General features: G+C 36.8%; 12 protein-coding genes. 5 read left to right on the top strand and 7 right to left on the bottom strand.

Going from position 1 to position 12,845, the window contains the following annotated elements; all coding sequences use genetic code 11:
• Nucleotides 1-92: 92 nt before the first annotated feature.
• From ACN1CN_RS01640 to ACN1CN_RS01660, 5 genes are all read left to right on the top strand, one after another.
• Nucleotides 93-1,730 (top strand): hypothetical protein, encoded by a 1,638-nt coding sequence (locus tag ACN1CN_RS01640; RefSeq protein ID WP_419134411.1) that lies wholly within the window; start codon nucleotides 93-95, stop codon nucleotides 1,728-1,730.
• 206 nt (nucleotides 1,731-1,936) lie between these two features.
• Complete coding sequence (locus tag ACN1CN_RS01645) at nucleotides 1,937-4,465, top strand: PIG-L family deacetylase (RefSeq protein ID WP_419134412.1); 2,529 nt, start codon at nucleotides 1,937-1,939, stop codon at nucleotides 4,463-4,465.
• A 123-nt stretch (nucleotides 4,466-4,588) separates the two neighbouring features.
• Entirely contained in the window at nucleotides 4,589-6,325 is a 1,737-nt protein-coding gene (locus tag ACN1CN_RS01650; protein WP_419134413.1) for a sodium:solute symporter, read from the top strand.
• A gap of 21 nt (nucleotides 6,326-6,346) precedes the next feature.
• The gene (locus tag ACN1CN_RS01655) at nucleotides 6,347-6,724 is read left to right on the top strand and encodes a VOC family protein (protein ID WP_419134414.1); all 378 of its coding nucleotides are present in this window, start codon (nucleotides 6,347-6,349) and stop codon (nucleotides 6,722-6,724) included.
• A gap of 256 nt (nucleotides 6,725-6,980) precedes the next feature.
• Complete coding sequence (locus tag ACN1CN_RS01660) at nucleotides 6,981-7,610, top strand: MCP four helix bundle domain-containing protein (protein ID WP_419134415.1); 630 nt, start codon at nucleotides 6,981-6,983, stop codon at nucleotides 7,608-7,610.
• A gap of 311 nt (nucleotides 7,611-7,921) precedes the next feature.
• Here the strand turns inward: ACN1CN_RS01660 and ACN1CN_RS01665 are convergent, their stop codons facing one another.
• The 7 genes from ACN1CN_RS01665 to ACN1CN_RS01695 all read right to left on the bottom strand — a co-directional run bounded on the left by ACN1CN_RS01665 (nucleotide 7,922) and on the right by ACN1CN_RS01695 (nucleotide 12,762).
• Nucleotides 7,922-8,335, bottom strand: coding sequence for a DUF1348 family protein (locus ACN1CN_RS01665; RefSeq protein ID WP_419134416.1), 414 nt, complete (start codon nucleotides 8,333-8,335; stop codon nucleotides 7,922-7,924).
• A 2-nt stretch (nucleotides 8,336-8,337) separates the two neighbouring features.
• Nucleotides 8,338-8,862, bottom strand: a complete 525-nt coding sequence (locus tag ACN1CN_RS01670; protein WP_419134417.1) for a TetR/AcrR family transcriptional regulator — start codon at nucleotides 8,860-8,862, stop codon at nucleotides 8,338-8,340.
• Between the two features lie 201 nt (nucleotides 8,863-9,063).
• Nucleotides 9,064-9,906, bottom strand: coding sequence for a DUF2911 domain-containing protein (locus ACN1CN_RS01675; protein ID WP_173967459.1), 843 nt, complete (start codon nucleotides 9,904-9,906; stop codon nucleotides 9,064-9,066).
• A 70-nt stretch (nucleotides 9,907-9,976) separates the two neighbouring features.
• Nucleotides 9,977-10,639 carry an HAD family hydrolase gene (locus ACN1CN_RS01680; protein ID WP_419134418.1) on the bottom strand — a complete coding sequence of 221 codons (663 nt, stop codon included), beginning with the start codon at nucleotides 10,637-10,639 and terminating at the stop codon, nucleotides 9,977-9,979.
• A 100-nt stretch (nucleotides 10,640-10,739) separates the two neighbouring features.
• Nucleotides 10,740-11,456 carry a ThiF family adenylyltransferase gene (locus ACN1CN_RS01685; RefSeq protein WP_419134419.1) on the bottom strand — a complete coding sequence of 239 codons (717 nt, stop codon included), beginning with the start codon at nucleotides 11,454-11,456 and terminating at the stop codon, nucleotides 10,740-10,742.
• Nucleotides 11,457-11,515: 59 nt separating this feature from the next.
• Nucleotides 11,516-12,163: a TatD family hydrolase gene (locus tag ACN1CN_RS01690; protein ID WP_419134420.1), complete on the bottom strand. Its 648-nt coding sequence runs from the start codon at nucleotides 12,161-12,163 to the stop codon at nucleotides 11,516-11,518.
• A complete protein-coding gene (locus ACN1CN_RS01695) occupies nucleotides 12,163-12,762 on the bottom strand; it encodes a DUF1684 domain-containing protein (protein WP_419134421.1) in 600 nt (199 codons plus the stop codon). The genes ACN1CN_RS01690 and ACN1CN_RS01695 overlap by 1 nt, the downstream gene beginning before the upstream one ends.
• Nucleotides 12,763-12,845 lie beyond the last annotated feature (83 nt).

Genomic DNA, 12,845 nt, shown 5'->3' on the forward strand with positions numbered 1-12,845 from the left:
CGATTGAAAAAGTTAAAGTATTCCTAACCGTTTTTAAAAATGTTTTAAATAATCGTAATTTTGCACGAAATTTAAACTAAAAAACAGAGTTTATGAAGAAGAGAGTTTATTTATTTTCATTATTAGCGTTGTCCCTTTTTACATTTTGTACCAATCACGAAGACTCCGCTACCAATGATCAGGCTAAAAATAACAACATCGAAATCAATAATGATGTTGCCGCTTTAAGCAAGAGACTTGATTATACCAATTCGGGAGTAATCTCCATCACTGGTTCATCTGCATCAACAGCTAAATTTTCAAAAAGCAGTCCATCTTCTACGACTGATTTACCATTAGTACAAATTGCCGAGATCAATCCACCAAAAGATAACAACGGAAGAACGTTACAGGCCAATCATGTAGCGGTAAACGGAAACTATGCTTATGTTGCTTACACCATGAGTGGTGAAGTCTATTCGGGAGCTATTGATGTTATCGATGTCTCTGATCCGTACAAACCAAAACTGATTACGTCTGCATTGATTGCAAACACTGATATTACATCATTAACCTATTCCAATGGCAGTTTAATTATTGGCGCTGCGGCAGATGTTGATAAAAATCCGACACTAACAAGTCCGGCAGTTGTAATTAACATGACGTTAAATTCAGGTATGCTGACTGATAAATATACCATAACTAATCTTGAAGGTCAAGTAACTACTGACATTGCTTCAAATTCGGGTTCTTATTTTGCCGTTACAGGAGATAAGGGAAGTTTATTTAAAATCAATACGGCTTCCAAAGCGGTTTCAGGCAAAGTTGCGATAGAAGATTTACGTTCTGTAGCGATCAGCGGAGATAAAGTTGTGACTTTGAGCGGTACAAAAGGAGTAAATATTTACAATGAATCTACCCTTAATCTGCAAAAAAGCTTTACAACCACAACAGATGTAAAAGCTGCAAAAAGAACAATGGATTTTGATGGTACCAAATTATTAGTATCAGAAGGATATAACGGTTTAGGTGTTTATGACCTTAACAGCGGTTCTAAACTGCAAACCATCTCACTGACAACTGCCGGTGAAGAAAATGTAACCAATGCCGTATCTGTAAATGACGGATATGCGTTTGTAGCCAATGGTGCTGCAGGTTTAAATGTATACAAAACAGGTTCACAACTAAGTTTACTGGGAACTGTCGATATCTTAGGTTCATCCAACTATGTAAAATCCAGCGGTGATTTTATTTATGTGGCGAGCGGAAAAGGTGGTTTGAAAATCATCAAGATGGAAAAACCAAATACCACTTTCGCCGGATGTACCGGATACGGAACTTACAATCAGGGACAAAATCTGATTTTAAATTCAAATGAAGTGAAATCTTATTCGGGTGCTACAGCTATTAACACTGCTATTGTTAATTCAGGTGCAGTATTAACCCATTGTGGTTCAATTACCATTCAAAACGGTCTGACTTTAAATAGCGGAGGAACTTTTAATATGAGTGGAACGCTGTCTCAGGGGAAATACCAACAGTCTAACCCAACAGAATTTATTATTAACAGTAACGCCGTATTACAAATTGAAGGTACTGTAGTGATTTGGGGAGATTTACGATTAAATAGTGGTGCGAAGATCCATTTCACAGGAAATAATTCTTCTATTACAATTTATGGAAAAGTAACGAAGAACAGTAATGTCACCATTACAGGAAACTATAAAGACACAGAAAACAAGTTGAAATAAGTGCTGTAATCCTAAGAAATACCACATGATCTAAGGTGTTAGATCAATTTTCTTTAAAGCTGTCAGATTTAATCTGGCAGCTTTTTTTTGGAGTTAATTTTCTTAAAAAAGGAAATCAATAACCAAACATTAACATTTCATTTAAATACTGTACAATAATTTAATTAGTATTTTTGAACTTCTATCAAAAAACACCTAACCACACTATGCGAAAAATTCAGATACAAGTTCTTCTTCTTTTTTTATTAGGTACTACGCTATCTTTTGCACAACAACCACAAAAACCAAGTTCTGTCGAAATTTACAATCAAATTAAAAAATTAAACTTTTTGGGGTCCGTATTGTACATCGCGGCACATCCGGATGACGAAAATACCCGTTTAATTTCTTATATGGCCAACGAAGTAAACGCCCGAACAGGTTATCTGTCTTTAACACGTGGCGACGGAGGGCAAAATTTAATTGGACCGCAATTGCGTGAATTATTGGGAGTTATCAGAACTCAGGAGTTAATTGAAGCCCGAAAAATTGATGGTGGTGAGCAGTTTTTCTCCCGTGCAAATGATTTTGGATACTCTAAAACTCCTGATGAAACTTTAGAAATCTGGAATAAAGACAAAGTACTGGCGGATATGGTGTGGACGATCCGAAAATTTCAACCTGATGTGATCATCAACCGATTTGATCATCGCTCACCGGGTACTACACACGGGCATCACACCTCCTCGGCGATGTTAAGTGTGGAAAGTTTTAAGCTCACAAACGATCCGAAAATATATCCGGAACAATTAAAATATGTAAAACCGTGGCAGGTTAAGCGCCAGTTTTTCAATACATCCTGGTGGTTTTACGGAAGCCAGGAGCGATTTAACGCAGCCAATAAATCAAACTTTGTTCAATTGGAAACCGGCGTTTATTATCCGGGAATTGGAAAATCAAATCAGGAAATAGCTGCTTTAAGCCGTAGCCGTCACCAATCACAAGGTTTTGGAAGTACCGGAGCCCGTGGAGATGAAACGGAATTCTTAGAGCTTATTAACGGAGATCGTCCTACAGAAGCTAATTTATTTGAGGGAATTGATACTTCGTGGAATCGTGTTAAAAATGGTAAACCTGTTGGAGATCTGATCTCTTCTATTATCACCAAATACGATTTCAGCAATCCATCGGCCAGTATTCCGGATCTGGTTAAAGCTTATGCTATGATTGAGGCCTTGGAAGACGATCATTGGAAAACCGTAAAATCGGCTGCCCTTAAAAACATTATCGCTTCCTGCACCGGATTGTATCTCGAAGCTGCCGCTATCGAACAGGAGGCAACACCAGGAAGCACCATAAAAGTAACTCTGGAAGCCATTAACCGATCTTCGATTGATATGCAGCTGAGCAGCGTGACTTCGCTGCCGGACCAAAAAAACACCGCACAAAACATACTGCTGAAAAACAATAAGGATCAAAAAATAACTTTGGCCCTTCAGCTTCCCACTACACTGGAATATACGCAGCCTTATTGGCTAAAAGAAAAAGCAACTGAAGGAATGTATACTGTTTCCAATCAGGAAAACATTGGGATTCCCGATATCATCAGACAAGTAAAAATTGTTTTTAATGTTAAAATCAATGGAGTAGAAATTCCGTTTGAACGCACTGTCATTTACAAATACAACGACGGTGTAAAAGGCGAAATGTATAATTTTCTGGACATCGTTCCCGAAGTTACGACTTCAATTCTCGAAAAAGTTTTAATTTTTGGAAGCACCCAAAGCAAATTGGTTCCGGTAAAAGTACGTGCGGGAAAAGACGGCATCAAAGGAAATTTACAATTGGAATTACCAAAAAGCTGGAGCGTTTCTCCAAAAGAAATTCCTTTCACCCTGGAGAAAAAAGGAAACGAGCAGATCTTTTATTTTGAAGTTACGCCTCCTGTAAATCCGGAGGAAGCCGTTGCGAAAAGCATCGCTATTGTCGACAACAAACGTTTTGACAAAGACCAAACTATTATTGATTACAGTCATATTACCAAACAGATGGTCTTAAAACCTGCGGAGTCAAAATGTATTCGAATTGAGTTAAAAACAAATGGTGACTCCATTGCCTACATTATGGGTGCGGGTGACGAAGTCCCTGAAAGTTTAGCGCAAATGGGGTACAAAGTTACAATCATAAAACCAGAAGAAATCACGCCTGAAAAACTGGATTCCTTCAACGTGGTAATGACCGGAGTACGTGCCTACAATACCGTAAATGCTCTGGCACACAAACAAAACATCCTTTTTAATTTTGTGAAAAGCGGTAAAAACATGATCGTACAGTACAATACCTATGGCCAAACCGTTACCGATCAGATTGCACCCTATCCGTTAAAAATATCAAACGATCGCGTTACAGAAGAAAATGCTAAAATTACTTTTCTGGCGCCCAATCATCCTATTTTAAACACGCCAAACAAAATTAGCACTAAAGATTTTGAAGGCTGGAAACAAGAACAAGGTTTGTATTATCCGGATCAGTATGATCCTGCCTTCACTCCTATTCTCTCTTCACACGACAAAGGCGAATCGGCTAAAAATGGTGCTTTATTGGTAGCTCCCTACGGAAAAGGATACTATATTTACACCGGTCTAAGCTTCTTTAGAGAATTGCCTGAAGGTGTTGCCGGTGCTTATCGACTGCTATCGAATATGATTTCATTAAAACAGCCCATAGAAGCTCCTAAACAAGAATTAAAAAAATAAAACATTCCCAATATGGACGCTAAAAAAATAAAAAAATGGAAAAAAAGCTACACCTACGTTTTGGTAGCCAATGCCATTTACATTCTGATTTTTTTCTTAATCATGAAATTATACTCATAACCTATGCAACTATTTGATTGGATCGTACTGATTGTTACTCTTTTATTTATTGTTGGGTACGGCTCTTGGAAAACCAAAGGAAGTAAAAACGTCGAGGATTTTATTCTCGGAAACAACGAAACTCCGTGGTATACTGTTGGACTTTCGGTTATGGCTACTCAGGCCAGTGCCATTACTTTTTTGTCAACTCCCGGACAGGCTTATCATGACGGAATGGGTTTTATACAATTCTATTTCGGATTGCCGATTGCCATGATTGTGATTTGTGTGACTTTTATCCCCTTGTACCATAAAAACAAAGTATATACAGCTTACGAATTTCTGGAAAAACGTTTCGATTTAAAAACCCGTTCTTTAGCTGCTATCTTATTTTTGGTACAACGAGGTTTAGGAACCGGATTAACCATTTACGCTCCGGCGATTATCCTTTCGGCTCTTTTGGGATGGAATTTAACGATAATGAACATCGTGATTGGTGTACTGGTTATTATCTATACCTTCTCGGGAGGAACAAAAGCAGTAAACGTAACGCAGAAACAACAAATGTTTGTGATCATGTCGGGAATGTTTATTACTTTTTTCTTAATTCTGCACTACCTGCCAAACGATATGACTTTTACAAGTGCCCTGCATATTGCCGGTGCCAATGACAAAATGAATATTGTAGATTTCTCTTTTAATCCTGAGGAAAAATATACTTTTTGGAGTGGAATCACCGGTGGTTTTTTCCTGGCGCTTGCCTATTTCGGAACCGATCAGTCACAGGTGGGGCGTTATTTATCCGGAAAATCAGTTCGCGAAAGTCAAATGGGACTTATCATGAACGGGCTTCTAAAAGTACCTATGCAATTCTTCATCCTGTTAACAGGAGTGATGGTTTTTGTCTTTTTTCAATTCAATCCCGTTCCTTTAAACTTTAATCCCAACAATAAAATTGTGATTGAAAAGTCGGCCTATAAAGGGGAATATCATGCTCTCGAGAAAAAACTAAGCAATCTTTCAGAAGATAAAAAAGTGATTAATCTGTTGTACATCGATCAGTTGAATCAGGATTTCGACAATCCGATTTTACGTAAAGAACTGGTTACTTTATCGAATAAAGAAAAAGACCTGCGAGACCGTGCCAAAGAGATCATTTCGAAAGCAGACAGCAATAGCGAAACCAACGACAAAGACTATGTCTTTTTCCACTTTATATTGCATTATTTACCAAAAGGGCTTATTGGTTTATTGTTAGCCGTAATTCTTTCGGCTGCCATGTCTTCAACAGCTTCCGGATTGAATGCCTTAGCCTCTACAACAGCTATCGATATTTATAAACGAAATCTGAAGACCGAAAAGTCTGAAAAACATTATCTGAATGCTACTAAGTTTTTCACCTTATTCTGGGGAATTGTAGCGATACTCTTTGCCTGTGTGGGAACCTTGTTCGAAAACTTAATTCAGTTGGTTAATATTATTGGATCTATTTTCTACGGAACGGTTTTGGGAATCTTCCTCGTTGGTTTTTACCTGCGCCGTGTAAAGGCCAAAGCCATGTTTTTCAGTGCCATTATCAGTCAGATTACCATATTTATCATCTATTATTTTATGATTGCTATTTATCCAAGCGGTCAGGAAAAATTGGGATATTTGTGGCTGAATTTTATCGGAGCCATTTTAACCATTGTCCTCGCACTCTTCATGCAGTTTGCCTTTTTTAGAAACGAGCCCGACGCTGAGGAAGTTGTTTTAGAATAGTTTAATTTAAAACCAAAAAAAATGAAACTGAATTTAGATACCATTGTCCTATTTGTTCAGGATGTAAACCGACTAAAATCTTTTTACACTACAATTTTTGGTTTTGAAATACTGGAAGAATACGAAGCAGAATGGGTTCTTCTGAATGCAGGTAACGCTAAAATCGGACTTCATAAAATTGGTGCTCCCTATTTAGCTCAAATTAAATCCGGTTATAAATTTGACAATAACACCAAAATCGTGTTTGAAATTAATGAAGACATTCATGCACTGAGACAAGTATTTTTGGATCAAAATGTAGTGATGCGCGAAGTCAATACTTTTGAGACTTACGATTACTGGCTCTGTGATGGAGAAGATCCTGAAGGGAATGTGTTTCAGTTGAAGCAAAAGAAATAAAGATTAAAAAAATTGTGTTTGGATAAACTAATCTTTATCCAAACATTTTTTTTTGGAACGGGATGACTTAGCCCTGATGGAAGCGGCATCCTTTTGTGCTGGGGTTCGGCACAAAAGATACAGCGGACAGCAGGAATAGCTACAAAAAAACAATCCATCAAATTCAAATATACGGTCTTGCATTTGAGTTTTTAAAAGACTGGGAATTCTTTACAAATTCTCTATCTTTGAAAAAGTTACCCCTTAAATAAGCACTATGAAAGACCTTAAAAAATACAGCAATAAAACCAAAGCTGCCTTTATTTTATTGATTGTAATGCTTCTGATTCTACTGGGGAATTTCAATACACTTCAAAATTCAAAAAATGTAAATGAAAATATAAACGCCATTTACAAGGACCGTTTGGTTGTGGCACATTACATTTTTCAATATTCTAAAGAGCTGCATTTTATAAAAGCGGAAGCCGAAAAGCTGGATTTGAGCGATACGATCAAAAAAGACGAAATTATTCAGACCCTAAACGTCATTCACACTATTGATGATTTGTATGCCAAAACGGTTTTAACCAATACCGAAAAACAATATTTTGACGCTTTTTTAAGTTCCTGTAAAGAAATAAACAATCAGGTTACGAACAAAAACTGGAATAAAATTGCGGTTTCAAGCGATCAGGCATTAAAAACTCTCGAAGCCCTGTCGCAAATCCAAATTCAGGAAGGAAAAGCAAAACTGGCAGGTGCAAACGCCATGTACAGTAAAAACAATAGCCTTGGGCAGCTTCAGATTGCCTTACTGATTATTCTGGGCGGAATCACTTTTTACTTACTGATTGTCAAAAAAATCAAAAAAAGCATCAAAATTCCGGAGCCGCCAAGTTTAAACTAGTTGAAGTAATGTTGTTTGCGGATATCCTACGCGGATTTTGCGGATTCGTTTCACGAAAACGCGGATTTTCGCAGATCTCTTTTTTTTAACCGACATTCTCCTTTTATAAATTATGACACTCCTCCGGAGTTTTTTTGTTGTGGAGGGTAATTGCGCTATAGATATTTTGCTCCTCTGGAGCTCATTCCATTTTAGGCAAGGGTACAAATAAAAAAATCCGCGTCAATCCGCGTTTTCGTGAAACGAATCTGTGTAATCCGCGTGCAAAGTAAAGCCAAAGTATATAGCAACATTAAAACTAACACTATCTATTATTTCAATTTCCTGTCCGCTTCCTTAATAGGCAAATCATTGATACTTGCAAATCGCTTTTGCATCAGTCCATTGACATCAAATTCCCAGTTTTCATTTCCATATGCTCTGAACCAGTTTCCATCCGGATTCTGATATTCGTATTCAAATCGCACTGCGATTCTGTTCTCGGTATGTGCCCAGTATTCTTTTTTAAGTTTGTAATGCCTTTCTTTTTCCCATTTTCGGGTTAAAAACTGAACGATTGCTTCTCTGCCGTTTATAAACTGATCTCTGTTGCGCCATTCGCTGTCAACCGTATAGGCTTTTGAAACGCGCTCCGGATCCTGACTGTTCCAGGCATCTTCTGCCAATTGGATTTTTTCTAAAGCCGTTTCGTAAGTGAAAGGCGGCAGTGGTAACTTCTGTTCCATAACTATAAAATTAAAGTTTGAATTATTTTTTTGGATTGTTCTATAAGCTGATTGGATTTAAAAAGCTGACTTTCGATAATGCAACTTTCAAAAAGTAAATAAACATGAGCTGCGACAAGCTCATTGTCGATGTTTCTTTCGAAATACTTTCGCAAATCTGATTTATGATTTTGAATTACGGTAAGCATTTTTACATTGTCTGCCGGTATTTCCGAAAGCAGGTTCAGAAAACTACACCCTCTGAAATTTTCCTTTTGATTCATAAAGATCAAAAAGTCAAAAGAAGCCAAAACCTTTAGCTTGCTATCTTTTTTATCCAAAGTGAAACTTTCCAGTTGATTAAACCAATACTCATGCCGTTGGTTTAAAAAAGCAACACCCAAATCTTCTTTTGATTTAAAATGCTGATAAAAGCTTGCCTTTGCTACTTTCGCTTCTTCAATGATTTGATTTATCCCGGTAGAATTATATCCCTGGGTATGAAACAAAACAGAAGCTTTATCTAAAATTCGTTCTTTGGGTTGCATGTATATAGCTTGTTTGAAAGTACAAATATATGCATTTTTTACAAAAACAGACCAGTCTGTCTGTATATTTTTTATAATTACCTTTTAATGCCCTACCACTCGTGCATGTTCTGTCTACCAGGCACGTGTTTTCAAAAAAAATTCCAAATTCCAATTAAACATTGGAATTTGGAATTTTAAATTTTGTAATTTAACAAATCATTATCTGCTCCACTCAGCGATACTGTCTTTATTCAATTTTACGTAATCCTGATTTTTAGCAACTTCAGCAGCAGCCAGAGAAGCTTTTGCTGTTTCTATAGCTCCTTTTTTATCTCCTTGTTTCGCCTGAATTTGCGATTTTAATCTTAGGATGTAGTAAGGTTTATCAGTGCTTAAATCTAATGATTTATCTACATACGTTCTGGCTGTTTCGATATTTCCGTTAGCCTGGAACAAATAAGTAGCAGCTGAGAAATAGTCGTTTGAACTTGGTCCGCCTAAAACTTTATCAATGCTTGCCGTTGCGATTTTTGCAGTTGGCACTTCGAATTTTAATGCTACATGAGAATTTTCCCAAGACATTTCTAAATAACCGTAATTTGGATCTAAACCATTAATTCCGATAGTAAAAGTCTCTACAGGAGTTGGCAATGCATCTTCTTTTACCGTAGTTCTCAAAGCCACATAAGAGTCGCTCCAGTTTTCAGGTAATCCCCAGTTGTCAGTAGAAAGGTAAAAAATAACTTCCCAGCTTTCGATTTTAGGAATGGTATAAATTGCATATTTCCCTTTTTTCAAAGTTTTTCCGTCAATCACTACATCATCACTAAAGTTAATGATCGTGTTTTCGTTAGCTCCGGTTCTCCATAATTTTCCAAACGGAACTAAATTTCCAAATACGGCTCTGCCTCTAGCACCTGGTCTTGAATACGTAACTTCAACATCAGTCAGACCAACTGTTTGCTTGATGTATCCTTTCGGACTCGCCTGTGGCGTTTTTATTTGTGCTTCTGAAGCAAAAGGAGCCAAAACGATGGCCAATGCAATAAGTAGTTTTTTCATTTTCTTAGTTTATTTTGTTCCCTCAAATTTACAAATTCAATTAGCGAACAAATGTTAAATTTAACTTAATTCAACCTTTTAACTGCGATATTTTTTGCGCATTTAATTCGTGAAAGTGGTTGATAATCAAATCGGCATCTGATAAATCCTGAAGTTTTGAATGATGACTGTTATAACCCACGCAAAAAACACCTGCTCCCTTGGCCGCTTTTACTCCGTTTGTACTGTCTTCGATGATGATACAGTTTTCTTTTGGAGCTTTGGAAAGTGAAGCTGCGTGCACAAAAATAGCCGGATTTGGCTTGGATTGCGGAAAATCTTCACCACTTACGATGTCGGTAAAATACTGATGCAAATTAAACCTCGTAAACACACGTTCAATCGTTACTTTGGAAGCCGACGAAGCCAAAATGAGCTGTATTCCGTTTGCATGCAAATCTTTGATCAAATCTTCAACACCTTCTAACAGATACAAATCTTCTTTGGTATCAAAAGCATCATTAAAAATGCTTCTTTTTCGCTGAATTAAATCTTCTACTTCGTGCTCAATCGCAGGAAAAAGTCCTTTTAAAGTCTGAAACGTATTTCGTGTCGAAAATCCGGTAAACGAAGTATACATTTCTTCTGTGACGTTTATATTTAGTTCAGAGAATTGTTTGTAATAGGCATAACGATGTACAGGTTCAGTGTCTACAATTACACCATCCATATCAAAAATTACTGTTTTTATCATTTCTTTTTAGTTACTAAGGTTCTGAGGGGCTAAGGTTCTGAGTTTTTTTTCTGAGACTTATCGATTAAAGACTTAGTACCTCAGAACCTTAGCAGCTTCCCTACTCTTTTTTCAACAAATGTCTTATCACCGCTTCTGCAACATGCAAACCAAACAAGCCCGGCATGTAACTGTTGGTTCCGTAGAATGACTTTTTGAAGTTTTTTCCGTCTGTTAATTTCAGACTTTTTTCGTCCTGAATTTCAGAAGAGAAAACGACTTTGAGTTTGTTTATTTTTTCAGCTTTTAAACGCTTTCTGATTGTTTTTGAAAAATAACAGTTTATTGTTTTAGAAATATCGGTCACTTTTACTTTAGAGGCCAGCATTTTTCCACCTGCACCCATACTGCTGATGATTTTTACTCTTTTGCGTTTGGCAGCAATAATTAGGTTTAATTTTGGGGTGATACTGTCGATGCAATCCAAAACATAATCAAAATCAGGAGAGACAATTTCGAAAGCTCTTTCCGGAGATAAAAATTCCTGTACTCTGGTTAATTTCAATTCCGGGTTGATATCCATCAAACGGTCTCCAACAATAGTAATTTTTGGCTGACCAACCGTTGAGTGCAAAGCCGGTAATTGTCTGTTAATATTGGTAATATCTACAACATCACCATCTACAATTGTCATACTTCCTACTCCTGCTCTTGCCAAAAATTCAGCTGCAAATGATCCAACTCCTCCTAAACCTACCACCAAAACATTTGAGTTTTGTAAGTTTTGTAATCCTTCTTTAGTAAATAAAAGCTCGGCTCTTTCTGTCCACTCTGCCATATATAATATTTTCTTTTGTTTTTAATTGTTTCTTTTGTTTCAGGTTTCAGGTTTCAGGTTTATTTCTGAAAAACACTGTTGAAATTTCCCAAAATATGATCCTGTAATTCTTTAAGCGTTATATTTTTGTACGTTGATGCCAATTCATAAACCTGCTCTATACTTTCGTCAATGGTATCGGTTTCTAAAAAAAAGCGATCATTGGGAACCGTCTGAAAAACCGTTTTTAAATCCGGATTTCGCAGGAGATATTTTCCAAACGAAATGTAAAACCCCTCCTTGATTAGCTGTGCGGCAATCTGACCGTTTTTGGAAAAACCATGAACGATCATCGGAACTGAAATCTTCATTTTCTTTTTAAGAAGAATCACTTCCTGAAAAGCGGCAACACAATGTATGACTACGGGTTTTTGATACTTTTCGGCCAAAGCCAGCTGCTTCTCAAAAACGATTATTTGCTGCTCTAACGGAATTTCGATTCGCTTGTCTAAACCACATTCACCAATAGCCAGACAGTTTTTAGATTGTAATTTTTCTTCTATAATTTTCAGCTCAGCATCTATTTGATCCTCTTTTATGTACCAGGGATGAATTCCAACAGAATAAAACGGAATCGAAGCGTCAAACTCCTGTGGATATTGATTCACCAGCTCCAGTACATTGGATTGGTTTTTAAACTGATGGGTATGAAAATTAAAGAATTCCATTAATGAAATGCTTTTACCCCTGCTTTGATGGCTACATTCAGATCGTTTTCCAAAGGAACTAACGGGCACGAATATTTGTGATTGTAAGCACAATACGGGTTGTACGCCTGATTAAAATCGACTGCAATTGTATTTCCTTTCGGGATCTTCAAATCAATATATCTTCCTCCAATATAACTTTCTTTACCTGAGGTCAAATCTGAGAATGGCAGGAATAAATGGTCTTTGTATTCTTTTGTTTTCGAAAGTTCGATATTTCTGTAAACATTCAATTTAAGCGCAACTCCGTCGATCGTAAAATACAATGTTCCGTATTTGATGTATTTCGGCGTTCTTGTTCCTGTGGTTTTCATTTCGAAAACTTTTTCGTTTTCTGCTTTTTCAAATTTTGCCGTGACAAAATACTTTGCGTTTATAGGATAAAAATCTAAACTTTTAAACGTTTTCAAATCTTCTTCCATTAACGTACTCGTCTTAGCATCAGCATATTCTGAATTTATGGTCTTCTGAAATTTTTCGCTTTCTTTTTGATCAAATTTATTTTGTCCCAAGCAAAAATTAACCATTAGCAGCACTAAAAAAACCACACTATTTTTCATCTTAGAAATTTTGAGCAAAAATAGTTTAAAAGTAACAAAGCAGCAACCGCTCATCCGTACAAAGTTTGCTAACTTTGTTGCAA

This window comes from Flavobacterium sp. T12S277, from assembly GCF_048514875.1.
Classification (GTDB): domain Bacteria; phylum Bacteroidota; class Bacteroidia; order Flavobacteriales; family Flavobacteriaceae; genus Flavobacterium.

Coding starts and splice junctions, on each gene's coding strand:
- ACN1CN_RS01640 (WP_419134411.1), top strand. CDS start 93: ATGAAGAAGAGAGTTTATTTATTTTCATTATTAGCGTTGTCCCTTTTT.
- ACN1CN_RS01645 (WP_419134412.1), top strand. CDS start 1,937: ATGCGAAAAATTCAGATACAAGTTCTTCTTCTTTTTTTATTAGGTACT.
- ACN1CN_RS01650 (WP_419134413.1), top strand. CDS start 4,589: ATGCAACTATTTGATTGGATCGTACTGATTGTTACTCTTTTATTTATT.
- ACN1CN_RS01655 (WP_419134414.1), top strand. CDS start 6,347: ATGAAACTGAATTTAGATACCATTGTCCTATTTGTTCAGGATGTAAAC.
- ACN1CN_RS01660 (WP_419134415.1), top strand. CDS start 6,981: ATGAAAGACCTTAAAAAATACAGCAATAAAACCAAAGCTGCCTTTATT.
- ACN1CN_RS01665 (WP_419134416.1), bottom strand. CDS start 8,335: ATGGAACAGAAGTTACCACTGCCGCCTTTCACTTACGAAACGGCTTTA.
- ACN1CN_RS01670 (WP_419134417.1), bottom strand. CDS start 8,862: ATGCAACCCAAAGAACGAATTTTAGATAAAGCTTCTGTTTTGTTTCAT.
- ACN1CN_RS01675 (WP_173967459.1), bottom strand. CDS start 9,906: ATGAAAAAACTACTTATTGCATTGGCCATCGTTTTGGCTCCTTTTGCT.
- ACN1CN_RS01680 (WP_419134418.1), bottom strand. CDS start 10,639: ATGATAAAAACAGTAATTTTTGATATGGATGGTGTAATTGTAGACACT.
- ACN1CN_RS01685 (WP_419134419.1), bottom strand. CDS start 11,456: ATGGCAGAGTGGACAGAAAGAGCCGAGCTTTTATTTACTAAAGAAGGA.
- ACN1CN_RS01690 (WP_419134420.1), bottom strand. CDS start 12,163: ATGGAATTCTTTAATTTTCATACCCATCAGTTTAAAAACCAATCCAAT.
- ACN1CN_RS01695 (WP_419134421.1), bottom strand. CDS start 12,762: ATGAAAAATAGTGTGGTTTTTTTAGTGCTGCTAATGGTTAATTTTTGC.